Here is a 25,965-nt window from a genome sequence, read left to right as displayed (position 1 = left end):
CCCGCGGCAGCAAAAGGTGGCGAAGCGGGCCATTGGCGCAAAGGCTGGGACGCATGACCACGGCCGCCGCGCACGCCCCCGCCCCCGAAGCGCGCAGCGCTCCGCCCGCCCTCGGCCGCCGCCGTACCAACCTCGTCTTCACCACGATCGTGCTCGGCATGCTGCTGGCCGCGCTGGACCAGACGATCGTGTCCACCGCGCTGCCCACGATCGTGGCCGATCTGGGCGGCGGCGGGCACATGGCATGGGTGGTCACGGCATATCTGCTGGCGGAGACCGTCTCGACGGTGCTGGTCGGCAAGTTCGGCGACCTCTTCGGCCGGAAGATCATCTTTCAGGTGAGCGCGGTGGTCTTCGTCGGCGGCTCCGTCCTGGCCGGTGCCTCCACCTCGATGCTGATGCTGGTCGTCGCCCGCGCCGTGCAGGGCGTCGGCGGCGGTGGCCTGATGGTCACCGCGATGGCGCTGATCGCGGACGTCATCCCGCTGCGCGAGCGCGGCAAGTACCAGGGCGCGCTGGGCGCCGTCTTCGGCGTGACCACGGTCGTGGGCCCCACCTTGGGCGGCCTGTTCACCGACCACGCGTCCTGGCGCTGGTGCTTCTACGTCAACATCCCGATCGCCATCGTCATGGTCGCGATGGCGGCCCGGACGATCCCGGTGGTGCGGGCCGCGGTGCGCCCGCTGATCGACTACCTCGGCATCGTGCTGGTGGCGCTGGGCGCCTCCGGGCTGGTCCTCGGCCTGGAGTGGGGCGGCAACGAGTACGCGTGGGGCTCGGCGGTGATCATCGGCCTGTTCGCGGGCTCGGTGGTGCTGCTGGCCGCCTTCGTCGTGGTGGAGCTGCGGGCGAGGGAGCCGATGCTCCCCATGCACCTGTTCCGCAACCCGGTCTTCACGATCTGCTCGGTGCTCAGCTTCATCGTCGGCTTCGCGATGCTCGGCGCGATGACGTACCTGCCGACGTACCTCCAGTTCGTGGACGGGGTCTCGGCGACCATGTCGGGGGTGCGGACGCTGCCGATGGTCGCCGGGCTGCTGGGCACCTCGATGCTCTCCGGCGTCGTCGTCAGCCGCACCGGCCGCTACCGCGTCTTCCCCATCATCGGTACGGGGGTGATGGTCCTCGGCCTGTATCTGATGTCCACCATGGGCGCGGACACCGGCGTATGGCTGGAGTCGCTGTACATGTTCGTGCTCGGCCTCGGCATCGGGCTGGCCATGCAGGTGCTGACGATCGCCGTGCAGAACACGGTCAACTACCACGAGCTGGGCTCGGCGACCTCCGGTGTGACCTTCTTCCGTACGCTCGGCTCGTCGTTCGGCACCGCCGTCTTCGGCACGCTCTACAGCAACCGCCTCGAACCCAACCTGAAGGCGGCCCTGGCGAAGTCCCCGGGCGTGCCGCCGGAGGCCGCCGCGAGCCCGCAGGCATTGCACCGTCTGCCCGACGCGCAGGCCAGGCCGGTGATCGACGCGTACGCGGACACCGTCAACCATGTCTTCCAGTGGGTGGTGCCGGTCGCGCTGGCCGGGTTCCTGGTGGCGTGGTTCCTCAAGGAGGTGCCGCTGCGGGACAGCGCGCGGGCCGCCGCCGGCGACCTGGGCGAGGGCTTCGCCGCGCCCGACTCCACCGACTCCGACCAGCAGTTGGAGCGCGCGGTGGCCCGGGTGATGCGCAAGGCGGAGGGCCCGGTGAGCCTGGAGGTGCTGGCCGCGTCCGGCAGCCCGATCACGCCCGGTGAGGCGTGGGCGCTGGGCCAGATCCACTGGCGTACGCGCATCCACGGCGAGACCTCGCTCGCGGCCATCGCCCGGGCCCACCGCATGCCGGAGGAGGTCCTGGAGCCGATCTTCACCCGCGTCGTCTCCGCCGGGTACGCGCGCCACGACGGCGGCCGGCTGGTGCCGACCGAGGCGGGCCGCACCGAGATCGACCGGCTGATCGTCGCCTGGCGCGACTGGCTGGACCACCGCCTGGAGGGCTGGACCGCCGAGGACCCCGAGGACCGCGCCCGCCTGGCCCGCGCGCTGGACAACATGGCGGCCCGGCTGCTGGACGAGGACTCCTCGCACCGGGAGCGGACGGCGGTCTGAATCCGGAGCGCTCCCGGGCCGTCCAACTGTTCGGAAGCGGCCTGGACGGGGCCACTGCCCGGAGTTAGGTTGCCAGGGCACCCATCCCGCCCGTGTGAGGAGTCGGTGACCGTGGCACCCACCGTTCAAGGCACCTGCGCCTCCGAATTCGAGAACGTGCGGGCCGAGTTCGCGCGCAATTTCGCCGAGCGCGGCGAGGTGGGCGCGGCGCTCGCGGTGACCGTGGACGGCGAGACGGTCGTCGACCTGTGGGGCGGGCACGCGGACGCCGACGGCACCCGGCCGTGGGAGCGCGACACGCTGGTCAACGTGTACTCGACGAGCAAGGGCATGACCTCCTTGTGCGCCCATCTGCTCGCCGACCGCGGCGAACTGGACCTGGACGCGCCGGTCTCCCGCTACTGGCCGGAGTTCGCGCAGGCCGGCAAGGGCGACGTACCGGTGCGCTGGCTGCTCTCGCACCGCGCGGGCCTCATCGGGCCGCGGGAGCGTCTGACGCCGGAGGACGTCCACGACTGGGAGAAGACCTGCGCGGTGCTGGCCGCCACCGAGCCGTGGTGGGAGCCGGGCACGGCCCAGGGTTACCACGCCGTCAGCTTCGGGTTCCTGGTCGGCGAGGTGGTGCGCCGGATCACCGGCGTCTCGCTCGGCACCTTCCTGCGTACGGAGATCACCGAACCGCTCGGCGCGGACCTCTACATCGGCACCCCGGCCGCCGAACACCACCGCTGCGCCCAGCTGATCGGCCCGGACGGCGACGGCACCCTCAGCAGCGCGTTCCCCGGGGTGCCGGACGGCACCATCCGGTCCCTGGACGCCCACCCGTTCGCCCCGCTGGCGCTCGCCATGCGCCATCTGCCCACCGGCGACGTGAACAGCGCCGCGTGCCGCTCGGCCGAGATCCCCGCCGCCAACGGGAACGCGACCGCGCGCGGTCTGGCGGCGGTCTACCGCGCGCTGATCGACGGCGAACTGGTCGGCCCCGACACCCTCGCGTCCCTGCGGGAGCGGCAGAGCCGCCCCGGTGAAACCGACCTGGTGCTCGGCGCGTTCGCGCCGGATTCCGCCTTGCCGTTCGCCTGGGCCTGCGGCTACATGCTCAACACGGCCGGCTTCTTCGGCCCGAACCGGGCGGCCTTCGGCCATGGCGGCGCGGGCGGCTCGCTCGCCTTCGCCGACCTGGAGAACCGGCTGGCGTACGCGTATGTGATGAACAAGTTCGAGGGCGGTACGACGGGCGACGACACCCGTAACCTCGCGCTGGTCAACGCGGTGTACGCGGCACCGGGACTGGCCGGACGCGCCGCCTGACCCCGGGAACGCGGCACGGCCCGGCGACCGGCCCCGTACCGTACGGGACCCGTCGCCGGGCCGTGCGTCGCGCGCCGCTCCCCGTCCCCACGGGGCGGCGCGGGCCGGGACGGCCGCGCCGCTCACACGGCCGCCCCGGAGCGGATCACACCTTGGCGAGCTCCGGCCGCTCCCCGGCCGGCTCGGGGGCCAGGTGCTTCTGGAGCTGTTCGCCCTCCACGTCCACGTTGGGCAGCGCCCGCTGGAGCCACTTGGGCAGCCACCACGCGGCGCGGCCGAGGAGCGCGAGGACGGCGGGAACGATGGCCATGCGGACCACGAACGCGTCGAAGAAGACCGCGACGGCGAGCCCGAAGCCAATCATCTTGATCATGGATTCGGAGGAGCCGATGAAGCCCGCGAAGACGGAGATCATGATGACCGCGGCGGCCGTGACCACCCGCGCGCCGTGCCGGAAGCCGGTGACGACCGCCTGGCCCGGCCGCTCCCCGTGGACGAACGCCTCGCGCATCCGGGTCACGAGGAAGACCTCGTAGTCCATGGCGAGGCCGAAGACCACGCCCACCATGAAGATCGGCATCATGCTCATGACCGGGCCGGTCTGCTCGACACCGAACAGATCCGCCAGCCAGCCCCACTGGAAGACCGCGACCACCGCGCCGAGCGCCGCGACGACGGAGAGCAGGAAGCCGAGGGCGGCCTTCAGGGGGACGAGGACCGAGCGGAAGACGACCATCAGGAGCAGGAACGCCAGGCCGACCACCAGCGCCAGGTAGGGCAGCAGCGCGTCGTTGAGCTTCTCGGACACGTCGATGTTCATCGCGGTGGTGCCGGTGACCAGCGCCCGCGCGTCCGCGTCCCGCGCCGCGTCGCCCGCCTTGCCGCGGATCTCGTGGACCAGGTCCTCGGTCTCGGTGCTGCTCGGCTTGGACTTCGGTACGACGTTCAGCAGCGCCGTGTCGCCCGCCTGGTTGAAGGTGGGCGGGGTGACGGCCGCGACGCCGTCCAGCTTGGAGACGGTGGCGGCGACCCCGGCCGCGGCGGCCTTCGGGTCCTTGCTGCCCTGCCCGTCCACGACCAGCATCAGCGGCCCGTTGAAGCCCGGACCGAAGCCGTCGGAGAGCAGGTCGTACGCCTTGCGCTGGGTGGTGCTGGTGGGCTGCGCGCCGTCGTCCGGCAGGCCCATCTCCAGCGAGCTCGCGGGTACGGCGATGATGCCCAGGCCGACGACACCGGCCAGCAGCACGGCGACCGGCCGCCGCAGCACGAACCGCGCCCAGCGGGTGCCCATGTTCGGCTTGCCGCCCTCGGCTTCGCTCGCGGCGACAGCGCCCTTACGGGCCTTGCGGCTCAGGACCCGCTTGCCCGCGAAGCCCAGCAGCGCGGGGATGAGGGTGAGTGCGACCAGGACGGCGATGACGACCGTGCCGGCCGCCGCGATGCCCATCTTCGTGAGCATCGGGATGTTGACCACCGACAGGCCCACCAGCGCGATGACGACGGTCAGCCCGGCGAAGACCACCGCGGACCCGGCGGTGCCCACCGCGCGCCCGGCCGCCTCCTCACGCTCGCGGCCCTCGGCCAGTTCGGAGCGGTAGCGGGAGACGATGAACAGCGCGTAGTCGATGCCGACGGCGAGGCCGATCATCATGGCGAGCGTGGATGTCGTACTGGACAGGTCCAGGACGCTGCCGAGCGCGGTGATCGACGAGACGCCGATGCCCACCCCGATCAGCGCCGTCAGCAGCGGCAGTCCGGCGGCTATCAGCGCGCCGAAGGTGATGACGAGGACGACGGCGGAGATGACGATGCCGATGACCTCGGTGGCGCCGGTCTCCGGCATGGCCTGGAGCGCGTTGCCGCCGATCTCGACGGTCAGCCCGGCGTCCCGGCCGTGCTGGGCCGCTTCCTTGAGCGCGTCCCGCGCGTCGTCCTTCAGCTCGAAGCCGGAGACCTTGTAGGTGACCTGCGCGTAGGCGATCGTGCCGTTCTTGGCCACGCCCTTGGCCAGGTACGGGTCGGAGACCGAGGCGACCTGCGGCGAGGACGACTTCAGCTCGCCGACGACCTTCTCGACGGCCTGCTTCTGCGCGGGCGCGGTCACCTGCTGCCCGTCGGGCGCCTTGAAGACCACGCGCGCGGTGGCGCCGTCCGCCTTGGTGCCGGGGAAGCGCTCGCCCAGCAGGTCGAAGGTCTTCTGGGACTCCGTACCCGGTACGGAGAAGGAGTCGGCCGCGGGCGAGGAGGCGGTGGCGGCGCCGACACCGGCGACCGCCAGCAGCGCCACCCATATCAGGGCGACGAAGCGGCGTCGCCGGAAGGCGAACCGTCCGAGTTTGTAGAGGAATGTAGCCACGAGAAGGGGCGCTCCCGTCGGGATGAAGGACGTACAAGGGCGTGTGGAGCCGGCCCGACGACGAGAGCGGCGCGTCGAGTGCTGCCGTTGTGGGGGGGTGCGGGGAGTGGGGGTGGGGACGGGGCTCCGGCCGGGCGGGCCGGAGCCGTCAGACGCCGAGGGCGGGGAGGACCACGGCGTCGATGTAGTCGGCGAGGAACGCCCGGTCGGCGGGCCGGTCCTCGATGAGCTGCCGGGCGACGAAGGCACCGATCAGCATGTGCGGTACGAAGCCGAGCGCGGGGCGGTCCGCGGGGATCTCGCCGCGGTCCACGGCGCGCGCGAGCATCGCGTCCAGCCCGCTGATCTCGGGCCCGATGAGCAGCTCGCGCAGCGCCCGGTGGAGGTCCGGGTTGTCGTGCGCGGCCCGCGCCAGGCCCCGGATCAGCGCGGAGTCCTGCTCCATCCGGCAGTCGTCGTCGCGGGCGACCATCGCCTGGAGGTCGCCGCGCAGGCTGCCGGTGTCGATGTCCGCGACCCGTACGGGCTTGTAGTGGTCCAGCGCCCTGGCGACCAGCTCCGGTTTGCCCTGCCACTGGCGGTACAGGGTGGCCTTGCTGGCGCGGGTGCGGGCGGCGACGGCGTCCATGGTCAGGGCGTCGTAACCGACCTCGCGCAGCAGGGCGAGCACGGCCGAGTACAGCTCGGCCTCGCGCTCGGGGGTCAGCCGGCTGCGGCCCATCGCGGCACACCTCCTCGGCGATTCTCAGCGGAACGAAACGGTTTCGTACAGCTTGCGTACGGCTCGACCGTACCCCCGGCTCCAGCGAAACGGAAACGTTTCGATGGTGGTCTGTGTCACGGAAACACGGGCCCCGGCCGAGTTGCCTCGTCCCACCCGCGCCGAAACCATGGGTGCGTGAGTGACGGCGCGTATCTCCGGTTCCCGCATCTCCACGGCGAGATGCTGTGCTTCGCCGCCGAGGACGACCTCTGGGTGGCACCGCTGACCACGGACGGCGGCGATGCCCCCCGGGCCTGGCGGCTGACGGTCGACCGCACCCGGGTCAGCCACCCGCGGTTCTCCCCGGACGGCAGACACCTCGCCTTCACCACCTGGCGCAGTCTCGACCCCGAGATCCACCTCGCCCCGGTGGAGGGCGGCCCGGCCCGCCGCCTCACCTATTGGGGGAGCACCGACGCCCGCGTCTGCGGCTGGACCCCGGACGGCCAGATCCTGGCGGTCTCCTCGCACGGCCAGCCCTTCTCGTACTACTCCTGGGCCTACAGCGTCCCGACGGACGGCAGCCCCGGCGGGCGGCTGCCCTGGGGCCCGGTCTCGGACATCGCGGTCGCCGACTTCGCCGCCGACGGGCACCGGCTGGAGGGCGACGGCCATCCGTACGGGAACGTCGCCGACGGCGGCCCCGACGGCAACCACGACGACACGGTCGAGCGCCGCACGCTGCTGCTGACCGGCAAGCCGCCGCACGAGCCCGCCTCCTGGAAGCGCTACCGCGGCGGCGCGATGGGCCGGATGTGGCTGCACGGCACCCGGCTGCTGCCGGACCTGTGCGGGCACCTGGACGCGGTGATGTTCGTGGGTGACCGGATCGCGTTCCTCTCCGACCACGAGGGCGTCGCCAACGTCTACTCCTGCAAGCCGGACAGCACGGACCTGCGGCGGCACACCGACCACGCCGACTTCTACGCCCGGCACGCGTCCACCGACGGGCAGCGCATCGTCTACCAGTGCGGCGGCGACCTGTGGCTGGTGGACGGCCTGAGCCCGACCGGCAAACCGAGCCGCCTTCAGGTGCGCCTGGGCGGTCCGCGGGCCGGGCGCCGTACGTACCAGGTACCGGCCGGTTCGCACATCACCTCCCTCGCGGTGGACACCACCGGACGGGCCAGCGCCGTCGGCGTGCGCGGCAGCCTGTACTGGCTCACCCACCGCGACGGCCCGGCCCGCACCATCCACGACGAGCCGGGGGTACGCGTCCGGCTGCCCGAGATGCTGGGCTCCACCGGGCGGATCGCCTATATCACCGACGCCGAGGGCGACGACGCGATCGAGATCGCCGACCTGCCCAAGGCCGGCATCCCGCGCGAGCCGCGCCGCCTGGCGGCCGGGCGGCTGGGCCGCGTCCACGAGCTGGTCGCGGCGCCGGACGGGGAGCGGCTGGCGGTGGCCGCGCACGACGGGCGGCTGCTGCTCGTCGACGCCTCGGACGGCGACGGCGAGGGCCGGGTCACCGAGCTGGTCAAGTCGGTCAACGGCCCCGTCCGCGACCTGGCCTTCTCCCCCGACTCGGGCTGGCTGACCTGGTCCCACCCGGGCATCGGCCGGACGCTGCGCAGCATCAAGATCGCCCGGCTGACCGGTACCGACGGAGCCGGGGACGGCGAGGGCGCCGGCACCGTCGTGGACGTCACCAACGGCCGCTTCGAGGACGAACAGCCGGTCTTCACCCGGGACGGCCGCTACCTCGCGTTCCTGTCCTGGCGCGGCTTCGACCCGGTCTACGACGTGCACACCGGCGACCTGTCCTTCCCGCTCGGCTGCCGCCCCTACCTCGTACCGCTGTCCTCCGCGACGCCCTCCCCCTTCCAGCTGTCCGCCGACGGACGCCCCGCGGCGGGCGGCCTGGACCCGGCGGAGGCCCCGGTGACGGCCGAGGGCACGGCGCTGGTCGAGGTGGAGGGGCTGGCGAGCCGGGTGACGCCGTTCCCGGTGTCGGCGTCCAAGTACTCGGCGCTGCGCCCGGTCGCCGGGGGCGGGCTGGTCTGGCTGCGCTGGCCGATCTCCGGCGCGCTCGGCGAGACCTTCGCCAACCCCGACAACACCTCGGGCCAGCCGACGCTGGAGCACTTCGACCTGGTCAAGGCCAAGCGCACCGAACTGACCGGCGCCATCGACTCGTACGCGCTCAGCGGCGACGGCACCCGGCTGGTCGTCAACGACGAGGGCGACCTGCGGGCGGTGCCCGCGACCGAGCCGCCGGACGCCGACTCCACGGTCCATCTGGACCCGCGGCGCATCCTGCACGACGTGGACCCGCCCGCCGAGTGGCGCCAGGCGTACGACGAGGCGGGCCGGATCATCCGCGCGTACTTCTGGGACCCGGGGCTGTCCGGCGTGGACTGGGACGGGGTGCTCGACCAGTACCGGCCGCTGGTCGAACGGGTCGCCTCCCCCGACGGGTTCGCCGACCTGCTGCGCGAGGTGCTGGGCGAGCTGGGCACCTCGCACGCGTACGTGACGGCCGGCAAGCGCAACGAGGGCCCGCCGCACTACCAGCGCGCGATCGGCCTGCTCGGCGCCAACTTCGTCCTCAAGGACGGCTACTGGGTGGTGAGCCGCATCCTGCCCGGCGACTCCTCCGACTCCCGGGCCCGCTCCCCGCTGGCCGGTACGGGCATCCGCGAGGGCGCAGCCCTCACCCACGTGGACGGCCGCCGGGTCGATCCGGTGGCCGGTCCGTACGCCCTGCTGGCCGCGGCCGGGGGCACCACCGTGGAGCTGACCTTTGCGCCCGAGGGCGGCGGCCCTTCACGACGGGTGGCCGTGGTCCCGCTGATCGACGAACGGCCGCTGCGCTACCAGGACTGGGTCGCCAAGCGCCGCGCGGTCGTACGGGAACTGAGCGACGGCAAGTGCGGCTACCTCCACATCCCCGACATGGGCGGCTCCGGCTGGGCGCAGTTCAACCGCGACCTGCGCATGGAGGTCTCCCGGCCCGCGCTGATCGTGGACGTACGGGGCAACGCCGGCGGCAACATCTCCGAGCTGGTCGTGGAGAAGCTGACCCGCACCATCGTCGGCTGGGACCTCACCCGCGACGCCCAGCCGGTCAGTTACGCCAGCAACGCGCCGCGCGGCCCGGTCGTCGCGGTCGCCGACGAGATGACCTCCTCCGACGGCGACATGATCACCGCCGCGTTCAAACTGCAGGGCATCGGCCCGGTCGTGGGCCTGCGCACCTGGGGCGGCGTGGTCGGGATGACCGGGCGGCACCGGCTCGGGGACGGTACGTACATCACGGTGCCGATGAACGCCGCCTGGTTCGACGCGTACGGCTGGGGCGTGGAGAACCACGGTGTCGAGCCGGACATCGAGGCGCCCCGCTCGCCGCTGGACTGGGCCGAGGGTCGCCACCCGCAGCTCGGCGTCGCCGTCCGTACCGCACTCGACCTGCTGGAGCGCCACCCCGCCACGGAACCGCCGGACCTGTCGGACGTACCGGACCGGCGGCGCCCCGAACTGCCGCCCCGCAGCGGCTGAGCACCGACCGCACACCGACAGGAGTTCCTGCATGGGCACGCGCATATGCACAGCGTCACTGGCCGCCACCGCGGCGTTGACGGCCGGGCTCACCACGACACCCGCCCACGCCACCGGACCCACCGGACCCACCGCCCCCTCCGCCCGGGACGGCGGCACCCACCTGCTCTTCGACAAGAATCACCGCGACCCGGCCGATTCCCGGGTCCGCCTCGTACAGTCCGGCACGGGCAAGGTGCTGGCCGACTACCGCGCCGGTTCCGGGCAGGGCGGTACGGCGGGCCGCGACGAGTGCGCGCGGAACAAGGGCTGGGTGCCGGACGGCACGTACCGCATCCTCGGGCACACCACGCGCAAGAAGGGCGGGCGCGACGGCATCAACGGATACGCGATCCGCCTCGCGGACAAGACGTGCCGGGACGGCCGGACCCGGCGCACCGCGCTGTTCCTGCACAGCGAGATGCGCTCGGACGGCACCCAGGGCATCGCGGTGCCGGGCCGCGACAGCCCGTTCCGCTGGGACGGCGACAGCGACTACCACTCGCTGGGCTGCGTCAAGCTGGCCCCGGCGGACGTGAAGCACTTGTTCGCGGCGGCGGAGCGGTACGGGTGGCCGGCGACGCTCAAGGTCGTCAAGTAGCCCGGGATGTACAGGTTGAGGGGTGCACCCGACGCTACGGGTGCACCCCTCAGGACGCGCGCAGCGTGCGGTACGCGCGTCAGCCCTTGAACGTGTCCCGGGCGTCCTGCTCGGCGTCCGCGACCTGCTGGCGGGCCTGCTCCTCTCGGTCGCGGGCCTGCTCACGGGCCTGCTGCGCGCGCCCGCTCGCCTCCTCCCGGCCCTGCCGGCCGCGCTGTTCCGCCTTCTCCCGAAGCTGCGCTTTCCTATCCTCGGACTGATCCTTGATGCCCATGCTGTTCCCTCCTGGAGGGTGCTCGGGGTGGGCCCCGACCAGCCTCGCACGCAGGGACACCGCACGCATTTCGATCAATTCACGGCGTTACGGAACGGCTGCGGCGCAGCGCTACGGAGCACCGCGCACCGGCCTCAGCGGTTCGTACGGGCCTTCTCGTCCGCCTCCCCGCCCGCGCCGACCAGCCCCACCCGCAGCCCTTCGATCCGGCTCCCGAAGCGGCGCATCTCGCGCTGCCCCATGGTGCCGATGACGGACGGCAGACAGCCGCGCACCGCCTGCATGCCGCGCAGCCACCACTGCCCGTACACATGCGGGGAACGGCGCTCGATGCCCGCCACGAGCCGGTCCACGGCCGGGCTCAGCGGATACGTCTTGTTCGACGGCCAGGGCAGCCGCTGGCGCAGCTCGCGCATCACGTCGTCCGCGTCCGCGCCGCGCACCATGTCCGTATCGGTCCAGCTCAGATAGCCGACGCCGACCCGTACGCCCTTGTGGCCGACCTCGGCGCGCAGGCTGTGCGCGAACGCCTCGACGCCGGACTTGGAGGCGCAGTACGCGGTCATCATCGGCGCCGGGGTGACGGCGGCGAGCGAGGCTATCTGGAGGAAGTAGCCGCGCGACTCCATCAGGACCGGCAGGAACGCCCGCCCGGTGACGGCGCCGCCGATCAGGTTCACCTCGATGACCCGCCGCCAGGACACCGGGTCGGAGTCCACGAACGGGCCGCCGGAGGCGACCCCGGCGTTGGCGACCACGATGTCCACCTTGCCGAAGCGCGCCTTGACCTCGCGCGCCACCTCGGCCATCGCCTCGTGGTCGGTCACATCGGCGTGCCAGTGCGCGGCCTCGCCGTGCAACGCGGCGGCCACCCGCGCCAGTTCCTCCGGCTCCAGGCCGACCAGCGCGAGCGTGGCGCCGCGCGCGGACAGCTTGCGGGCGAGGAGTTCGCCGACCCCGCGCGCCGCGCCGGTGACGACGGCGACCTGCCCCTCCAGGCTCCTGCGTACGCTCATGCGGTCTTCTTCTCCTCGGCGGTGGGGTGGGCAGGCGTGTTCGTCTCGGCGGCCGTCGCCCCGTCGTCCCGGAGGTGGTCCCGGACCAGCTCCCGGATACGGCCGATGACCACGTCCGGCTCCTCGATCGGCGTCATGTGTCCGGTGCCCGGCAGCTCGGTCAGCCCGAGGAAGTCCGGCAGTACGGAGGCCAGCCGGCGGGACTGCACGATCGGGGTGAGCCGGTCGGCGGTGCCCGCGATGACGGCGGTCGGTACGTCCAGCCGCGCCGCCTCACCGGTCAGTTCGAGTCCGGCCAGGACCTTGCCCCACCGGGACCGCACCCCCGACGGGCAGGCGTGCACGATCCGCGCGCACGCCTCGACCTGCTCGGGGGTCGCGGCCGGGCCCATCGTCGCGTACTTCAGGATCCGTTGGGCGAGCGCGGTGACCGGCCCGAGCGGCGCCCGCGACCCGAGGATGACCTGATGCGCGACGCGCCGCCCGCCCGGCGAGCGCAGCGGGATGACCAGCGACTCCGCCGACAGGTTCGCGCTGCCGGTGTTGCACAGCAGGACGGCGGCGGCCCGCTCCCGGAACTCCGGGCGCCCGGCGGAGGCCATCATCGTCATGCCGCCCATGGAGTGCCCGGCCAGCACGGCCCGCTCCCCCGGCTCCAGCGCCGCGCCGAGCACGGCCACCAGGTCGTCGGCGAGCGCGGTGGTGGTGTAGCCGCGGGGGCCGACGGCAGGGGTACGGCCGTGTCCCCGCTGGTCGTAGACGATGACCTTGTGGTCGGCGGCCAGGTCCCGTACGACGGGGGCCCAGAAGGCGGTCGAGCAGGTCCAGCCGTGCGAGAGGACGACGGCGGGGGCCTCGGCGCCGTCCGGCCCGTGGACCTCCACGTACAGCCGGGACCCGTCGGCCGAGGCCGCGGTCAGCTGCCGGCGCGGCGCGGGCGGCGCGTACGGTCCGGCGGCCATGGGGGTCGGTGCCATTACGCCACCGCCTTCACGGTCTGCGCGGACCGCTCGCCCCTGCGGGCCGCCGGGACGCGCAGCACCTCGTACTCGGCGAGGTCCACCTGCCGCGTCACCTTACGGAACTCGGCCGTGGTGCCGGGCCAGGCGGTCGTGTTGCGCCCGTTGGAGTCCAGGTACCAGCTGTCGCAGCCCCCGGTGTTCCACACGGTCCGCTCCATCCGCTTCTGGACGCCGCGCGTCCAGGCGTGCACCGCCGAAGGACGGGCGTTCAGCGCGATCTTCCCGCCCAGTACGTCCAGCTGCCGCATGAAGTCGACCAGGTAGTTGAGCTGGGACTCGATCATCAGGATCATCGAGCTGTTCCCCAGCCCCGTGTTGGGCCCGATGATGGTGAGGAAGTTGGGGAAGCCGGCGGCGGTCGTGCCGCGCAGCGCCTCCATGCCGTCCTTCCACTCCTCGGCGAGCGTGGTGCCGTTGGCGCCGGTCACGCGGTGCGCGATCGGCATGTCCGTCACGTGGAAGCCCGTACCGAAGACGATCGCGTCGGCCTCGGTCTCCGTACCGTCCGAGGCGACCAGCACCTTGCCCCGGACCTCCTTCAGACCGCTTGCCACCACGTCCACATTCGGCTGCGTGAGCGCCGGGTAGTACGAGTTCGACAGCAGGATGCGCTTGCACCCGATCCGGTAGTCCGGCGTCAGCTTCGCCCGCAGCACCGGATCCTTGACGGAGCGCTTCATGTGCCCCTTGGCCAGGCGCTCGATCAGGCCCAGCTCGTTCGGCCGCTTGGTGAACGCGCTGACCTGCAACTCCCTGATCCCCCACAGCAGCCCGCGGCGCGCGGCCCGGGTCGCCGGCACCTTGGCGTGCAGCCAGCGCTCCAGGCCGCTGATCTTCCGGTCGGCGCGCGGCAGCACCCAGGCCGGGGTGCGCTGGAAGAGGGTGAGCCGGTCGACCGTCGGTTGTATGGACGGCACGATCTGGATCGCCGAGGCGCCCGTACCGATCATCGCGACGCGCTTGCCGCGCAGGTCGTAGTCGTGATCCCAGCGCGCGGAGTGGAAGACCTTGCCCGGGAAGGAGTCCAGCCCCAAAACGTCCGGCACCTTGGGGTCGGACAGCGGCCCGGTCGCGGACACCACCACATCGGCGGTCAGCGACCCGCTGGCCGTCTCCACCTCCCAGTACAGCTCCTCCCCGTTCCACCGCAGGCTGCGCACCTCCGAGTCGAAGCGGATGTGCGGCCGCAGCCCGAAGGTGTCGGTGACCCGCTCCAGGTACGCGCGGATATGCGGCTGCCCGGAGAAGTTGCGCGGCCACTCGGGGTTGGGCGCGAAGGAGAACGAGTACAGGTGCGAGGGCACGTCGCACGCGCATCCCGGATAGCTGTTGTCACGCCAGGTGCCGCCCACCGAGCCGGCCCGCTCCAGGACCACGAAGTCGGTGATCCCCTGGCGCCGCAGCCGTACGGCCGCCCCCAGACCCCCGAACCCCGATCCGATCACCGCCACCCGTACGTGCTCGTGTTCGCGCTCGGCCATGCCGCCGCCTCCCGAGTTCGACCGTCGATACTGTGAACCTTGGCCTCAACCGCGCCAGCAATCACTGGCACGATTGGAGGGTAGGACACGGACGTACCGAGCGGTAGGGGGTATGCGGCGGGAAGTTACCGCTGGTTGCACCTCGGCCCGGCCCCGGTGGGGCGACATAGGCTGAGCTCGTGGCAGAGAACAGGAACGGCGTAGCCAGGCCGGAGGGTGTGAGCCCGGAGACAGCCGGGGCGGCCGGGGCAGCGGCGGCGGAGCCGGGGTCGGGGTCGGGGGAAGCCTCCGGCCCGGCCGAGGCGGACCCGCGCGCCGGCGACGCGACCGGCGCCCCCGCCCCCTCCCCCCGCGAATTCCGCATGGCCGACCTGGCCAGAGAGGCCGGTATCACCGTCCGTACCCTGCGCTTCTACCGCGAGCGCAAGCTCATCCCGCCACCGCGCCGCGAAGGCCGTATCGCCTGGTACAACGAACACCACCTCGCCCGCCTCCGCACCATCGCCGGCCTCCTCGACCGCGGCCACACCCTCGGCGGCATCGCCGAACTGCTCTCCGCCTTCGACAACGGCCGCGACGTCGGCGAACTGCTCGGCCTGGAGGGCACGCTCGTCGCCCCCTGGTCCGAGGAAACCCCCGTACGCCTCACCCCCGAGGAACTCGCCGACCACTTCAAGGACGACGTCACCCCGGAAAACCTCTCCGCCTCCCTGGACATCGGCTACCTGGCCGTGGACGGCGACGAGTTCGTCCACATCAGCCGCCGCCTCCTCGACGCCTCCACCGAACTCGTCGCCAACGGCGTCCCCCTGACCGCCGTCCTGGCCGCCGGACGTGAGGTACGCGCCCACGCGGACGCCATGGCCGACCTGTTCATCTCGGTGATCCGCACCCACGTCCTGAACGACGTCCTCACCCGAGCCGCCGCCGGCGAACCCCTGGCCCCCACCGAGGTCGCCCGCATAACCCAGACCATCGAAAAACTCCGCCCCATCTCCAAGGGCATCGTCGACGCGGAACTCTCCATGGCGATGGACCGGAGGGTGCGGGCGGAGCTGGAGTCATGGCATCGGGGGCGGGGGGACGAGGGCGAGGCGTGAGTCACCGCCCGGACACTCACGTACGATCCAACGATCAGAACCCGGACCGACCTGCCCCCGAACCGATCCCGCCCGGAGGCGAGATGAGCAGTGCCCTTCTCGTGATGGACGTCCAACAGGCCATCGTGGACATCGCCGACGACGGCTCCGGCTATCTGCCGCGCCTGCGCCGGGCGATCGAGGGCGCCAGGGCGGCGGGCATTCCCGTGGTCTACGTGGTCATCGGGCTTCGCCCCGGCTACCCGGAAGTCGGCACGCGCAACAAGCCGCTCGCCGCCATCGCCCAGGCCGGCCTCTTCGTCGAGGGCGCCCCGGGCACCGAGATCCATCCCGAGGTCGCGCCCCGGCCGGGCGATGTGGTGGTCACCAAGCGGCGGGCGAGCGCGTTTTCGGGAAGCGACCTCGACGTGGTGCTCCGGGCGCGCGGTATCGACAGCCTCGTACTCACCGGCATCGCCACCAGCGCGGTCGTCCTGTCCACCCTCTGCCAGGCCAACGACATGGACTTCGGCCTGACCGTCCTCTCGGACGCGTGCCTGGACACGGACCCCGAGCTGCACCAGGCCCTCGTGGAGCGGCTGTTCCCGCAGTGGGCGGACGTCCCCACCGTTGAGGACTGGCTGAAGACGCTGCCTCGTTAGGCGGGCAGCTTGGTGTCGACGAGGAAGCTGATCTCGATGACCTGGTTCCGGGTGACGCCGTAATGGTTCAGGACCTTGTCCATGTTGGCGTAGGTCTGCCGGGCCTGAGCGGTGAAGTCGTCCGCGTACCGGAACTCGCCCGTCTCATCGAGCGAAAGCTGTCCCGATACGTGGATCAGCTCGCCGGACTTGATCGCCTGCGCGTAGCCGAAGTCGCGCTCGGCCGGTACGTCATGGTGAAAAACATCGACGGAAGTCACCGTGTCCCCTTCCCGGCACACTCTCTTGCGGTGACTTGAAAACCGTAGGAGAGTGGCGGCTGACCTGGAAGAACGCACTTTTCCGTGACTGAGGAACCCGATGGTGACCAAGCATCTGCTCAAGGGCCTGCCCGAGAACGCGGACCTGCGGCGCGCGGACTCCCTGGCCCGGGAGATCTTCTCCGACGTCGCCAACAAGTGGGCGCTTCTGATCATCGAGGCACTCGGCGAGAGCACCTTGCGCTTCAGCGAGTTGCGCGACGAAGTCGAGGGCATCAGCCACAAGATGCTCACCCAGAACCTGCGCATGCTGGAACGCAACGGCCTGGTCGACCGCAAGGTGCACCCCACCGTCCCGCCGAAGGTCGAATACACCCTCACCGCCCCGGGCCGGGACCTGCGCGCCACGGTCGACGCGATGTGCGGCTGGACGCACCAGCACCTCGGTCGCATCGAGGAAGCACGCCGCCGCTTCGACACCGCACCCGGCGCTTCGCAGTAGCGCATGAATTGAGCCAGATGCCGGTGCCGCATTGACCGGACCATCACTTACGGAGTATTCGGACGCCACCAACAGCCCCCGAACGTTGCCGACTTCCGGCAATGCCCTCAGGGCGCACCGTAGAGATGATCACTGCATCGGCAGTTCACCTACGGAGGCACCACGCCCATGAGACCGACCCGCGCTGCCCTGATCGTCGCGGCCACCGCCCTGACGCCGGCCCTGCTCCTCGCGACCCCGGCGTCCGCCACCGCAGCGGCGGCCGCGCCGGCATCCGCCCCGGTCACGCAGGCGACCGCCGGGAACGACAAGCCCGTCGACGAGATGTCGGAGGACGACCTCCGTGTCGCCGTCCTGCGCATCCTGGGCGGCAAGAACGTGGGCGTTGGGGTCACCCGAGAAGCCAACGCGGCTCTCAACGGCACCCCCGATGACCTGCGCGCCTTTTTGAAGACCGGCTACCGCCTCGCCCAGGCCGAGGACGACCGCGTCGCCCTCTTCACCATCCTCGGCCGCAAGGACACCGGCCGCGGAGTCAAAGAAGCGATCTCCAGACTTGTCGGCGACGGCACACCCGAAGAACTGCGTGCCTTCCTCGAAACCGGTTACCGACTGGCCCGATTCGAAGACGACCGCGTAGCCCTCTTCACCATCCTCGGCCGCAAGGACACCGGCCCCAGAGTCAAAGAGGAAATCAACAAGCTCCTCAACAACAATGGCTCGCCCGAAGAGTTCCGTGCCTTCCACGAAACCGGCTATCGCCTCGCCCGAGCCGAGGACGACCGCGTAGCCATCGGCAGGATCCTGGCCAAGCCGAATATCAGCAAGGCTCTCCGAAAGGCTGCCGAGAACGCCCTCGTCGACGGAACGCCGGAGACACTGCGGCACTTCCTGGAGGTCGGACAGTACGAGGCCGGCGGCAAGTGACCTAAAGCCCCCAACCGCGCGGCCGGCGCTCGGCACCGGCCGCCGCGGCGGGCCCACCTCACAGCCCCCACGACTCCCCTGCCCCGTCCAGCCACACCCGCTCGCCCTCCGCCGTGACCGTCAGCCCGAACCGTTCGTGACCGGGCCGGTCACGCGCCACCCACCACCGGTACGCGGCCTCCACCTCGTCCCAGAGCCGACGCGGCCCGTACTGCCAGACCCGGGCGTCCGCACCGTCCCGGAACAGCACACAGGCCCAGGACCGGTCCCGCAGCCCGTAGAACCACACCGGCCGGGCCCCGTCCCGTTTCTCCGCCCCCACTTGCAGGCAGTCCCGCACCCGCAGCCCCACCACGAACCGCTGCGGAGCGAACCCCTCCCCGAGGAATTCCGCCTCCGTAATTCCCGTCGAGGACTCCCATCCCTCGGCCACACTCCCCCGTACGTACTCGCCGTGTACCACCCCCGGCAGCCGTTGCCCCCGCAACTTCATGAATTCCACCGGATCGGTGAACCGCCCCGAAGCACTCCGCCCGTCGGCCGCGACCACCAGCCGGGCCACGGCGTCTCCGTTACCGAAGTACGTCCCCCAGGGCGCCACGATGATCCCGCCGGGACGACACTGCTCCACCCAGGCCCACGGAAAGCGCCGAAGCCCGCAGGTCCCGATGATCCGGTCGTACGGAGCGCCTTCTGGCCACCCCTCGAACCCGTCACCGCGCACGACACGAGCCGAGCTGCCGAACCCCTCCAGGCTCGCTCGGGCCCGCTCCGCCACCCCCTCGTCCACCTCCATCGTGATCACGCGGCCGTCCCCGGCTCCGGCCCGGTGGTCCAGGAGGGCGGCATTCCACCCCGTCGCCGTGCCGATCTCCAACACCCGGTCACCGGCCCGTACGTCGAGGTCCCGAAGCATCCGGAACACCACCGACGGCATGGAGGCGGAACTGGTGGGGACCGCCCCCGGCTCCGCCCCGGTGTGCTGCCCGTCGTCCCACTGCGTAACCACCGGGCAGTCGGAATCGGCGTAGGCCCGCCACCGCTCCGGATCACCCGTACGGGAGACGGGCACGCTACGCCCGGCCGCCATGTCCCAAGGCCACATGAGCTCGGGCAGAAACGCCGCCCGGGGTACGTCCGCGAACGCACCGGCCCAGTCCGCGGACAGCACCCCACCCGTCACGAGCGCCCGCCCCAGCTCGGCGTGGCCGGGGCTCACCTGTCGTACGTACGCCATGTTCACGCTTCCTTCGGCGGGTTGGGTACACCGGGGCCGCCGTCGGGGGTGGGCGGCAGATGCGGTCCGGGATAGGGCTCGCCGGGCAGCTTGTCACCGCCGTGGCTGTGCAGGAGGTGGCCGGCGGGACTTGTCGCGTGATCCGGGTGCCGGCGGATCAGGACTTGGCAGTCCGTTGCCCTGGACTGGTCGCCGGCTTTCAGCGCGGCCACCAAGGCGCGCGCCAACTCCAGGCACCCCGTGCACTCCGAGGTGCCCTCGTACGTTCGGGGCGAGATCGTCATGTCCGGCCCCCTCGCCCGTGCGGGTGCCCGGCGATGACTCCGTTGCAGCTCAGCACGGCGAGCGAGCGCCCCTCGGCCCGGGCTGGTTCCCGGACCCCGTACGCGGACGCGCACACGTCGCAACCGGGCACCGGCACCGGGTCCGTGGGCCGCCTTTCACCGATCACGCCCAGCTTTTCACTGATTCCCATGGAAGACCCTTCGCCTGTTCCCGATCCGCACATTTACTCAATGCGTCCAACCGGTTACAGAGTGGCGCAACACTCAGTAGTCTGGGGACCGTTCGGGCGCTCGATCTGAGGGTTGAGTGTCGCGGCATATGCGCGCGCCGTTGACCACGGGAAACGACCCGAACAAGAGCCATGACCAGACCTTGAGTCGGGGGAATCGTGGACGAAGAAACCGACAGCCCGGAAGACCCACGCCGGGAATTCGCCGAAGAGTGCCGCAGCGCGCGGGAACTGCACGACCCGAAGGCGCTGACACAGGAAGACCTGGCCAGGCTGGTCCGCACCTCCAGAAGCACGATCTCCCGAGTGGAGAACTGTCAGGGGGCGATCCCGCCGGAGATTCCGCCACGGCTGGACGAGGTGTTCGGCACGGACGGAAAGTTCAAGCGGCTGCACGAGGAGGCAGTGGCATCGTCGTTCCCCACGCTCTACCGGCGACGTATGGCCATGGAGCGCGCCGCCGTAGCGATCCGGGAATGGTCTCCCACCCTCGTCCCGGGGTTGTTTCACACTGCCGACTACGCACGCTGCCTGTACAAGGGCGGCTTCCCGCGAGCCAGTGCGAAGGAAACCTCGGCGTTCGTGAACGACCGGCTGGCGAGGAAAGCCGTGTTTGACGGAGACATGCCGCCGGACGTCCGTCTAGTGCTCTGTGAGTCCGTCCTGTACCGCCGATTCTGTCCTCCCGACGTCATGCGACGGCAGTTGAAAGCCCTGCTGGATGCCGGGGAACGGCCCACCGTCCGGGTGCAGGTCCTTCCCCTGGATGCCCCCGGCCACCTGTTCAGCGACTGGCCGGTGTCGCTCATCACCTCCCCAAACCACACCGTTTCCGTGTGTGTTGAGAATTTTCGCACCGCTGGCATCGTGGACGATCCGGACTATGTTCGAACAGCGCTCCGGACCTACGATGAACTGACCGGCGACGCCTTGTCCGCCCGGGAGAGCGCGCATCTGATCGCTGAGCAGATGGAGAAACTGACGTGAAGATCGGTCCCACTCGGTGGGTCAAGTCGAGCTACACCAGCGCGGAGGGCGGCAACTGCGTGGAGTGGTCACCCTCGACCGCCGAGGCGATGGGCATCGTCCCTGTCCGAGACAGCAAGGCCCCGGCAGGCCCCATCCTCACCTTCCCCGCCCACTCGTTTGCCATATTCATCGCGGGCGTCAAGGCCGACGCGTTCTCACGCCGCCAACGGTGAACACAAACAAGGCCCCGACCGGCAATGGTTGCCGGTCGGGGCCTCATTGACGCCCGAGTCCTCAGCCGCCGAAGTGGCCCGAGTTGTGCTTCTCGGAGTCCTGGCACTGGGCGATCCGCTTCTCGATCGCGCGGGCCTTCGCGCGCTCCTTGTTGGCCGCCTTGTGGTGGCCGCTGCGGTCCAGCTTCGCGGCCTTGGACTTGTGCTGGGCGGCCTCCTCTGCCATCTGGGAGATGTGGCAGGTGACCTGGCCGGCGAAGGCGGTCTGCGCGGGGACGGCCGCGAACAGGACGCCGCCGGCGAGGGCGGTGGACACGGCAAGGCTGGTGAGACGTCGACGCATGGAACTCCCCGTTCTGCCGACGGTTATGGCGCCCCGTCGGCACGTACTGACAACAGCTGATCACTGTATCCGAAGAGAACGGCATACCCGGCGCCAGTCAAATCACCGCTTAGCCTCCAAAAGCCCGCCCTATTCCACCAGTACGACCTCCACCCGCTTCTCCTCCAGAAAGCCGATCACTTCGTCGAAGAGGCTGTACACCGCGCCGTCGGGCGCCAGGCACCGGCCCACGTTGCGGCGGGCCACGTCGGGGTGGTGCCAGCGGAGGGTGAAAGGGGCGGTGGCGCCGAAGCGGCCGTTGAGGCAGTCGGACAGGGCGTTGAGGCAGCCGCCGAAGTAGCCGCCGGGGCCGTTGATCGCTTCGCCGAGTGCGCAGTACAGGCCGATGTCGTCGGTGATGTGGCGGCCGTCGAGGTCGTAGACGCGGCCGGCCGGGCGGTCCGGGGCGTGAAGGAAGCGGCGGCAGCCTCGCTCTCGCACGATGTCGAACCACTGAGCGTTTTCCAACCTCAGGCTGATGGGGCCACGGGCCAAAGGCGGGGTCTGGAGCAGCGCGAGCAGTCGTGAGATAGCACTGGTTGCGACCAAACTCACTGCTGTCTAGGACAGAAACTGACCTAGTTCGCGCCTATCGTCGCTGCCGACCACCAGCGTCAGCGAAAGGACCGCGATGCCCGAGCAGATCAGCCCCGCGCCGGAGGGCTACACCACCGTTGCGCCCTGGGTCGTCACCGACGACACGGGCGCCTTCCTCGACTTCGTCGCCCAGGCGTTCGGGGGCGAGGAACTCGCGCGGGTGGCGACCGAGGATGGTTTGATCGGTCACGCTGAGATCCGAGTCGGCGACACCGTCGTGCTGGCCTTCGACCGACACGCGGACTGGCCCACCATGCCGAGCCTGCTGCGTGTATTTGTCGCCGATGCGGACGAGGCGTTCTCACAAGCCCTCGCAGCTGGCGGCCATGTCGTCACTTCCCTGGCCGACGACGCCTTCGGACAGCGCGGAGGGCGTATCAAGGACCCCTTCGGCAACATCTGGTGGGTGGTCAGCTGCGTTGAGGACGTCTCTGAGGGCGAGATGTGGAAGCGGCTGCGGGACCCCGTATACGCCGAGGCCATGCGCGTGGCTCAGGAGACACTCGACGCCGAGCTCGGCGGTCGACACCACGGGCGCAGCAGCGCACCCGTCAGGACAACCAGCTAGACCCACGATGTCGGGGTTCGCCAGCGCCAAACCGGTAGCCACGGAGCGTTTTCATTCTGCTTCGGCAGTCTGCCAGTTGGCCTGACACAGGGGTGAAGCCCCTGGTAGATGGGTTTTCGCCCAAGAAATCCGTCTCTACTAGAGGCTTCACGTGCTTGTTTACCCATCCGGGCTGGACGTGTCCAGTTCTGCCCTCCGCTTCCTCTCCGCCCGTCTGCGGGAACACCGCCGGGGTCTCGGCACCCGGTGGCGGCGACTGAGCGCAGGTCGGCAGGCTCTGCTCGCCCTCGCCCATCTCCGCAACGGTCATCCGTATATGCAGCTCGCGGCCGGGTTCGGCGTGGGCACCACCACTGCCTACCGCTACGTCACCGAGGCGGTTGAGGTCCTGGCCACCCTTGCCCCGACGCTCGCCGAGGCGGTACGGGCGGCGTCGATGAAGGCGTTCGTCCTGCTGGACGGGACGCTGCTGCCGGTCGACCGAATCGCCGCCGACCGGCCTTTCTACTCTGGCAAGCACAAGAAGCACGGGATGAACGTGCAGGTGATCGCAGATTCTTCCGGCCGCCTGCTGTGGGCCTCGCCGGCCCTGCCCGGGGCCGTCCACGACGTCCGCGCGGCCCGCGAGCACGGCATCATCGACACGCTTGCCGAGGCCGGCGTCAACTGCTGGGCCGACAAGGGCTACCAGGGCGCCGGAGGCACAGTCCGTGTTCCCTACCGCGGCCGATGGGAGACACTTTCTACAGGGCAGCAGGCCGTCAATCGATCCCACGCCAAGATCCGGGCGCTCGTCGAGCAAGCCGTCGCCACCCTCAAGTCCTGGCGACTCCTCCGTAAGCTCCGTTGCTCGACCACCCGCATCACCGTCCTCGTCCAGGCCGTCCTCTGCCTGCATCAGGCCAGCTCAGCTTGAGGATGGAAAACGCTCACTGCTCCCGTTCGCGGGCCGGGTAGGCCGCCCAGAGGTTGGGCTCGGTGGGCGGGCCGGTGAGCCAGCGGTTCCAGACGGGGCGGGCCCAGACGGGAATCTGCGGGTAGGGACCGTCGGTGAGGTCGATGTCGAGCAGGCCGTCGCCGAGGGGCGACGGGCGCCAGCCGGATATCTCGGGAGCGGATACCAGGCGGTCGGCCAGCCTCGCGCCGGTGCGGTCGAGGATCTGGAGTTCGGCTTCGTCCAGGCGCAGCGAGCGGCGGGTGCCCGTCGCCAGGGCCGCGCTGAGCGCTTCGCTCGGAGCGCAGCCGAGGAGCTGGAAGGGCGGGCCGGACGGTTCGTCGTCCGGCGGGAGGATGATCGAGAGGTCCCGGCAGTGGCCGAGCCAGGTGCGTTCGTCGTGCAGGCTCACGCCCGCTTCGAGGTACGGGTCGTCCGGTTCCCCGTAGAAGTCCTCGACGCCGTCGAGGGTGATGTCCCAGCGTTCGGCGTCGGCGGGGCTGCGGCGGCTCCCGGTGACGCGTACGTCCACCAGGCGCCACGCGTCCAGCCGCTCGGAGCCTTCGGGACACCGGTCGTCCGCCTCGGGCCGCAGCCAGATGTCCCCGAGCCGGTCGGCCCCGTCCCCCGTGCCCGCGGCGCCCCGCATCGCGTCGAGCAGTGGCCCGGCCGGGGCGCAGCCGAGGAGTTCGTACGAGCGGCGGGGCGGGTCGGCGTACAGGCCGGTGACGTCTGCGCAGACTCCCCAAGCGGCGTCGTCATCCGTGCTGACCAGCGCGTATGCCGGTATGTCGGTACGGGCGAGGCCGGGCGGCCAGTGGTGGGTCGGCTGATGGTTCAGCGGTGTTCCACTCCTGTGGTCATGGTCGCGCCCGGCCCGTGCGGCTCAGGCGTCAACCATGATCGTAGCCAGCGCTCACCGGCCGAGTGCCGACCGGTCACTGCCAGAAGATCTCTTCCACGACGATCTGCGGGTCGTCGGTCCGCCCTACGAATGTGTACTTCAACCAGCCGTGGCCGTTGTCGAAGTGCAGAATGCGAGGGCCCTTCGGAACGCTGGACCTGGCGGGCTCGACAAGCATGCCTTCGGGCAGGTCGTCATCCGCGTCGATCCCGCGGAAGTACGGGTCATTCGCCGTGACCAGCTCTGCACAGACTGCGTCGTTCGTCTTACGCTCGCTCAGGCAGCGCGGCGCGCACGCGCCGCCATGTGGCGAATGTTGGACGCTTCCTCAAGGAGTGCCTTGGCTTCGGCCGGGTCGGCGCACTCGTGGGCGGCGCGGTGTTCGAGGCCGGTGACGTGGGCGTCGAGCTGCGGGTCGCGGGCGATCGCGTACTCGCCCCACCACCGGGCCATGAAGGCGGGCACGGTGCTGATGTCGTACGCGTCGGCGACGTACCGCTTCCAGTGCGCGTCGAAATCGGGCAGGAGCTTGGGGGCATGCTGGGCGATGGCTTCGCGGAGGGCCTTCGGGGTCCTCTCCGGCATGGGCGGGATGCCTGGCTCACCCACGGCAGATGTGGTCATTGCGCCCCTCCTCCGTCCGGCCTGCGCTTTCTGGTTTCCCGGTGCGGGCACCGCCTGTCAGCCTATCGCCGTGCGGGCCTTTGGCGAGGGTGTACAGGGCGAGTCCGAAGCCGGGCCCCGTCCGTGCGCTGTCTGCCACGTGGCGCGTGGGCGAGCTGTCACGTGGCGCATGGGCGAGGCTCTCCGGCCGGACTAGAGCTCGTAGGCCACCGTCACCGGCGCATGATCCGACCACCGCGTGTCATACGAGGCGGCGCGCTCCACGAAGCCCTTGACCGCGCGGGTCGCGAGGCCGGGGGTGGCCATGTGGTAGTCGATGCGCCAGCCCGCGTCGTTGTCGAAGGCGCGGCCTCGGTAGGACCACCAGGAGTACGGGCCCTCGGTTTCCGGGTGGAGGGTGCGGATCACGTCCGTGTAGCCGCCGTCGTGCTCGTCGAGGACGCGGGACAGCCAGGCGCGCTCCTCGGGGAGGAAACCGGCCTTCTTCTGGTTGGCCTTCCAGTTCTTCAGGTCGGCCTCCTGGTGGGCGATGTTCCAGTCGCCGCAGACCAGGACCTCGCGGCCGGACGCGGCGGCCCGCTCGCGCAGCGCGGCGAGGTAGGGCAGGAACTCGGCCATGAAGCGTTCCTTCTCGTCCTGCCGGTCCGTGCCCACGTCGCCGGAGGGGAGGTAGAGGCTGGCGACGGTCACGCCGGGCAGGTCGGCCTCGACGTACCGGCCGCTAATGTCGAACTCCGCGGACCCGAATCCGACCTGTACGCGCTCGGGCTCGCGGCGCGTGTAGAGGGAGACGCCGGCCCGGCCCTTGGCCGCCGCGGGCGCGTGCACCGTGTGCCAGCCGTCGGGCTCGCGGGCACCGGCGGGGAGCTGGTCCGGCTCGGCGCGCACTTCCTGGAGGCAGATCACGTCGGCGTCCGTCTCCGCCAGCCACGGCAGGAAGCCCTTCTTGGCCGCGGCGCGCAGGCCGTTCACGTTCACGGTTGTCACAGTTAGCACTACTTGCTCCCTCATCGCGCTGGCGGCAGCGCAGCCTACGCGATGGCGGGGGGCCGGGACGATTCGGCGCTACGCGCGCGGGTGCCCGGCGCGGTGAGCGCCGGGCACCCGGTGAGC

At 71.0% G+C, this 25,965-nt stretch carries 26 protein-coding genes and 1 pseudogene; 12 read left to right on the top strand and 15 right to left on the bottom strand.

Going from position 1 to position 25,965, the window contains the following annotated elements:
• Positions 1 to 53 precede the first annotated feature (53 nt).
• Both CP984_RS24140 and CP984_RS24135 read left to right on the top strand, forming a co-directional pair.
• Positions 54 to 2,096 carry an MDR family MFS transporter gene (locus tag CP984_RS24140; protein WP_003979650.1) on the top strand — a complete coding sequence of 681 codons (2,043 nt, stop codon included), beginning with the start codon at positions 54 to 56 and terminating at the stop codon, positions 2,094 to 2,096.
• 105 nt (positions 2,097 to 2,201) lie between these two features.
• Positions 2,202 to 3,407 carry an EstA family serine hydrolase gene (locus tag CP984_RS24135; protein WP_003979649.1) on the top strand — a complete coding sequence of 402 codons (1,206 nt, stop codon included), beginning with the start codon at positions 2,202 to 2,204 and terminating at the stop codon, positions 3,405 to 3,407.
• Positions 3,408 to 3,552: 145 nt separating this feature from the next.
• Here CP984_RS24135 and CP984_RS24130 read toward each other — a convergent pair whose 3' ends face one another.
• Both CP984_RS24130 and CP984_RS24125 read right to left on the bottom strand, forming a co-directional pair.
• Positions 3,553 to 5,763: an MMPL family transporter gene (locus CP984_RS24130; protein ID WP_003979648.1), complete on the bottom strand. Its 2,211-nt coding sequence runs from the start codon at positions 5,761 to 5,763 to the stop codon at positions 3,553 to 3,555.
• Between the two features lie 148 nt (positions 5,764 to 5,911).
• Positions 5,912 to 6,484, bottom strand: coding sequence for a TetR/AcrR family transcriptional regulator (locus CP984_RS24125; protein ID WP_003979647.1), 573 nt, complete (start codon positions 6,482 to 6,484; stop codon positions 5,912 to 5,914).
• A 177-nt stretch (positions 6,485 to 6,661) separates the two neighbouring features.
• On the opposite strand from CP984_RS24125, the gene CP984_RS24120 reads away from it, so the two are divergent.
• Both CP984_RS24120 and CP984_RS41420 read left to right on the top strand, forming a co-directional pair.
• Entirely contained in the window at positions 6,662 to 10,027 is a 3,366-nt protein-coding gene (locus tag CP984_RS24120) for a S41 family peptidase (protein WP_003979646.1), read from the top strand.
• A gap of 31 nt (positions 10,028 to 10,058) precedes the next feature.
• Positions 10,059 to 10,667: a hypothetical protein gene (locus tag CP984_RS41420; RefSeq protein WP_030184231.1), complete on the top strand. Its 609-nt coding sequence runs from the start codon at positions 10,059 to 10,061 to the stop codon at positions 10,665 to 10,667.
• Positions 10,668 to 10,746: 79 nt separating this feature from the next.
• Here the strand turns inward: CP984_RS41420 and CP984_RS24115 are convergent, their stop codons facing one another.
• The 4 genes from CP984_RS24115 to CP984_RS24100 all read right to left on the bottom strand — a co-directional run bounded on the left by CP984_RS24115 (position 10,747) and on the right by CP984_RS24100 (position 14,460).
• Entirely contained in the window at positions 10,747 to 10,941 is a 195-nt protein-coding gene (locus tag CP984_RS24115) for a hypothetical protein (RefSeq protein WP_003979644.1), read from the bottom strand.
• A 134-nt stretch (positions 10,942 to 11,075) separates the two neighbouring features.
• On the bottom strand, positions 11,076 to 11,957 hold the full coding sequence (locus CP984_RS24110) for an SDR family oxidoreductase (RefSeq protein ID WP_003979643.1): 882 nt from the start codon (positions 11,955 to 11,957) through the stop codon (positions 11,076 to 11,078).
• Positions 11,954 to 12,934 carry an alpha/beta fold hydrolase gene (locus tag CP984_RS24105; RefSeq protein ID WP_003979642.1) on the bottom strand — a complete coding sequence of 327 codons (981 nt, stop codon included), beginning with the start codon at positions 12,932 to 12,934 and terminating at the stop codon, positions 11,954 to 11,956. The genes CP984_RS24110 and CP984_RS24105 overlap by 4 nt, the downstream gene beginning before the upstream one ends.
• On the bottom strand, positions 12,934 to 14,460 hold the full coding sequence (locus CP984_RS24100; RefSeq protein WP_003979641.1) for a flavin-containing monooxygenase: 1,527 nt from the start codon (positions 14,458 to 14,460) through the stop codon (positions 12,934 to 12,936). Before CP984_RS24100 ends, CP984_RS24105 begins: the two co-directional genes overlap by 1 nt.
• A 362-nt stretch (positions 14,461 to 14,822) precedes the next feature.
• On the opposite strand from CP984_RS24100, the gene CP984_RS24095 reads away from it, so the two are divergent.
• Together CP984_RS24095 and CP984_RS24090 are read left to right on the top strand one after the other, a co-directional pair.
• A complete protein-coding gene (locus tag CP984_RS24095) occupies positions 14,823 to 15,560 on the top strand; it encodes a MerR family transcriptional regulator (protein WP_030184226.1) in 738 nt (245 codons plus the stop codon).
• A gap of 83 nt (positions 15,561 to 15,643) precedes the next feature.
• Positions 15,644 to 16,201, top strand: a complete 558-nt coding sequence (locus CP984_RS24090) for a cysteine hydrolase family protein (protein WP_003979639.1) — start codon at positions 15,644 to 15,646, stop codon at positions 16,199 to 16,201.
• A gap of 17 nt (positions 16,202 to 16,218) precedes the next feature.
• On the opposite strand, the pseudogene CP984_RS24085 reads toward CP984_RS24090, so the two are convergent.
• A pseudogene (locus tag CP984_RS24085) lies at positions 16,219 to 16,461 on the bottom strand (RidA family protein); the annotation flags it as partial.
• A gap of 100 nt (positions 16,462 to 16,561) precedes the next feature.
• On the opposite strand from CP984_RS24085, the gene CP984_RS24080 reads away from it, so the two are divergent.
• Positions 16,562 to 16,963 carry a winged helix-turn-helix transcriptional regulator gene (locus tag CP984_RS24080; protein ID WP_003979637.1) on the top strand — a complete coding sequence of 134 codons (402 nt, stop codon included), beginning with the start codon at positions 16,562 to 16,564 and terminating at the stop codon, positions 16,961 to 16,963.
• A gap of 168 nt (positions 16,964 to 17,131) precedes the next feature.
• Positions 17,132 to 17,890, top strand: coding sequence for an ALF repeat-containing protein (locus CP984_RS24075; RefSeq protein WP_003979636.1), 759 nt, complete (start codon positions 17,132 to 17,134; stop codon positions 17,888 to 17,890).
• Between the two features lie 58 nt (positions 17,891 to 17,948).
• Here the strand turns inward: CP984_RS24075 and CP984_RS24070 are convergent, their stop codons facing one another.
• Complete coding sequence (locus CP984_RS24070; RefSeq protein WP_003979635.1) at positions 17,949 to 19,127, bottom strand: methyltransferase domain-containing protein; 1,179 nt, start codon at positions 19,125 to 19,127, stop codon at positions 17,949 to 17,951.
• 2 nt (positions 19,128 to 19,129) lie between these two features.
• Positions 19,130 to 19,411: a hypothetical protein gene (locus CP984_RS24065; protein ID WP_003979634.1), complete on the bottom strand. Its 282-nt coding sequence runs from the start codon at positions 19,409 to 19,411 to the stop codon at positions 19,130 to 19,132.
• 389 nt (positions 19,412 to 19,800) lie between these two features.
• On the opposite strand from CP984_RS24065, the gene CP984_RS24060 reads away from it, so the two are divergent.
• Positions 19,801 to 20,628 (top strand): helix-turn-helix domain-containing protein, encoded by an 828-nt coding sequence (locus CP984_RS24060; protein ID WP_003979633.1) that lies wholly within the window; start codon positions 19,801 to 19,803, stop codon positions 20,626 to 20,628.
• Positions 20,625 to 20,843 (top strand): DUF397 domain-containing protein, encoded by a 219-nt coding sequence (locus CP984_RS24055; RefSeq protein ID WP_003979632.1) that lies wholly within the window; start codon positions 20,625 to 20,627, stop codon positions 20,841 to 20,843. The genes CP984_RS24060 and CP984_RS24055 overlap by 4 nt, the downstream gene beginning before the upstream one ends.
• A 61-nt stretch (positions 20,844 to 20,904) precedes the next feature.
• Here CP984_RS24055 and CP984_RS24050 read toward each other — a convergent pair whose 3' ends face one another.
• Together CP984_RS24050 and CP984_RS24045 are read right to left on the bottom strand one after the other, a co-directional pair.
• Entirely contained in the window at positions 20,905 to 21,186 is a 282-nt protein-coding gene (locus tag CP984_RS24050; protein WP_030184222.1) for a hypothetical protein, read from the bottom strand.
• Positions 21,187 to 21,315: 129 nt separating this feature from the next.
• A complete protein-coding gene (locus CP984_RS24045; RefSeq protein ID WP_030819483.1) occupies positions 21,316 to 21,666 on the bottom strand; it encodes a barstar family protein in 351 nt (116 codons plus the stop codon).
• A gap of 190 nt (positions 21,667 to 21,856) precedes the next feature.
• Between CP984_RS24045 and CP984_RS24040 the strand changes: the two genes are divergently transcribed.
• Together CP984_RS24040 and CP984_RS24035 are read left to right on the top strand one after the other, a co-directional pair.
• Positions 21,857 to 22,390, top strand: coding sequence for a VOC family protein (locus CP984_RS24040; protein ID WP_003979629.1), 534 nt, complete (start codon positions 21,857 to 21,859; stop codon positions 22,388 to 22,390).
• 151 nt (positions 22,391 to 22,541) lie between these two features.
• Positions 22,542 to 23,306, top strand: a complete 765-nt coding sequence (locus CP984_RS24035; RefSeq protein ID WP_030184220.1) for an IS5 family transposase — start codon at positions 22,542 to 22,544, stop codon at positions 23,304 to 23,306.
• Positions 23,307 to 23,319: 13 nt separating this feature from the next.
• Here CP984_RS24035 and CP984_RS24030 read toward each other — a convergent pair whose 3' ends face one another.
• The 4 genes from CP984_RS24030 to CP984_RS24015 form a co-directional block, all read right to left on the bottom strand.
• Positions 23,320 to 23,973 carry a hypothetical protein gene (locus tag CP984_RS24030; RefSeq protein ID WP_003979627.1) on the bottom strand — a complete coding sequence of 218 codons (654 nt, stop codon included), beginning with the start codon at positions 23,971 to 23,973 and terminating at the stop codon, positions 23,320 to 23,322.
• Positions 23,974 to 24,262: 289 nt separating this feature from the next.
• Positions 24,263 to 24,406, bottom strand: a complete 144-nt coding sequence (locus tag CP984_RS42180; RefSeq protein WP_003979626.1) for a hypothetical protein — start codon at positions 24,404 to 24,406, stop codon at positions 24,263 to 24,265.
• Positions 24,407 to 24,504: 98 nt separating this feature from the next.
• Positions 24,505 to 24,852, bottom strand: coding sequence for a hypothetical protein (locus tag CP984_RS24020; RefSeq protein WP_030184216.1), 348 nt, complete (start codon positions 24,850 to 24,852; stop codon positions 24,505 to 24,507).
• 192 nt (positions 24,853 to 25,044) lie between these two features.
• Positions 25,045 to 25,848: an exodeoxyribonuclease III gene (locus CP984_RS24015; RefSeq protein WP_030184214.1), complete on the bottom strand. Its 804-nt coding sequence runs from the start codon at positions 25,846 to 25,848 to the stop codon at positions 25,045 to 25,047.
• Positions 25,849 to 25,965 lie beyond the last annotated feature (117 nt).

This window comes from Streptomyces rimosus (assembly GCF_008704655.1).
Classification (GTDB): Bacteria; Actinomycetota; Actinomycetes; order Streptomycetales; family Streptomycetaceae; genus Streptomyces; species Streptomyces rimosus.
The sequence above is the reverse complement of the archived record's forward strand: the minus strand, read 5'-3'. Positions and strand labels throughout refer to the sequence as shown.

Bases quoted from the DNA above. Each gene is read 5' to 3' on its own strand.
- CP984_RS24140 (WP_003979650.1), top strand. From the start codon at position 54: ATGACCACGGCCGCCGCGCACGCCCCCGCCCCCGAAGCGCGCAGCGCT.
- CP984_RS24125 (WP_003979647.1), bottom strand. From the start codon at position 6,484: ATGGGCCGCAGCCGGCTGACCCCCGAGCGCGAGGCCGAGCTGTACTCG.
- CP984_RS41420 (WP_030184231.1), top strand. From the start codon at position 10,059: ATGGGCACGCGCATATGCACAGCGTCACTGGCCGCCACCGCGGCGTTG.
- CP984_RS24115 (WP_003979644.1), bottom strand. From the start codon at position 10,941: ATGGGCATCAAGGATCAGTCCGAGGATAGGAAAGCGCAGCTTCGGGAG.
- CP984_RS24110 (WP_003979643.1), bottom strand. From the start codon at position 11,957: ATGAGCGTACGCAGGAGCCTGGAGGGGCAGGTCGCCGTCGTCACCGGC.
- CP984_RS24105 (WP_003979642.1), bottom strand. From the start codon at position 12,934: ATGGCACCGACCCCCATGGCCGCCGGACCGTACGCGCCGCCCGCGCCG.
- CP984_RS24100 (WP_003979641.1), bottom strand. From the start codon at position 14,460: ATGGCCGAGCGCGAACACGAGCACGTACGGGTGGCGGTGATCGGATCG.
- CP984_RS24095 (WP_030184226.1), top strand. From the start codon at position 14,823: ATGGCCGACCTGGCCAGAGAGGCCGGTATCACCGTCCGTACCCTGCGC.
- CP984_RS24090 (WP_003979639.1), top strand. From the start codon at position 15,644: ATGAGCAGTGCCCTTCTCGTGATGGACGTCCAACAGGCCATCGTGGAC.
- CP984_RS24080 (WP_003979637.1), top strand. From the start codon at position 16,562: ATGGTGACCAAGCATCTGCTCAAGGGCCTGCCCGAGAACGCGGACCTG.
- CP984_RS24075 (WP_003979636.1), top strand. From the start codon at position 17,132: ATGAGACCGACCCGCGCTGCCCTGATCGTCGCGGCCACCGCCCTGACG.
- CP984_RS24070 (WP_003979635.1), bottom strand. From the start codon at position 19,127: ATGGCGTACGTACGACAGGTGAGCCCCGGCCACGCCGAGCTGGGGCGG.
- CP984_RS24065 (WP_003979634.1), bottom strand. From the start codon at position 19,411: ATGACGATCTCGCCCCGAACGTACGAGGGCACCTCGGAGTGCACGGGG.
- CP984_RS24050 (WP_030184222.1), bottom strand. From the start codon at position 21,186: ATGCGTCGACGTCTCACCAGCCTTGCCGTGTCCACCGCCCTCGCCGGC.
- CP984_RS24040 (WP_003979629.1), top strand. From the start codon at position 21,857: ATGCCCGAGCAGATCAGCCCCGCGCCGGAGGGCTACACCACCGTTGCG.
- CP984_RS24030 (WP_003979627.1), bottom strand. From the start codon at position 23,973: ATGCGGGGCGCCGCGGGCACGGGGGACGGGGCCGACCGGCTCGGGGAC.
- CP984_RS42180 (WP_003979626.1), bottom strand. From the start codon at position 24,406: ATGCTTGTCGAGCCCGCCAGGTCCAGCGTTCCGAAGGGCCCTCGCATT.
- CP984_RS24020 (WP_030184216.1), bottom strand. From the start codon at position 24,852: ATGACCACATCTGCCGTGGGTGAGCCAGGCATCCCGCCCATGCCGGAG.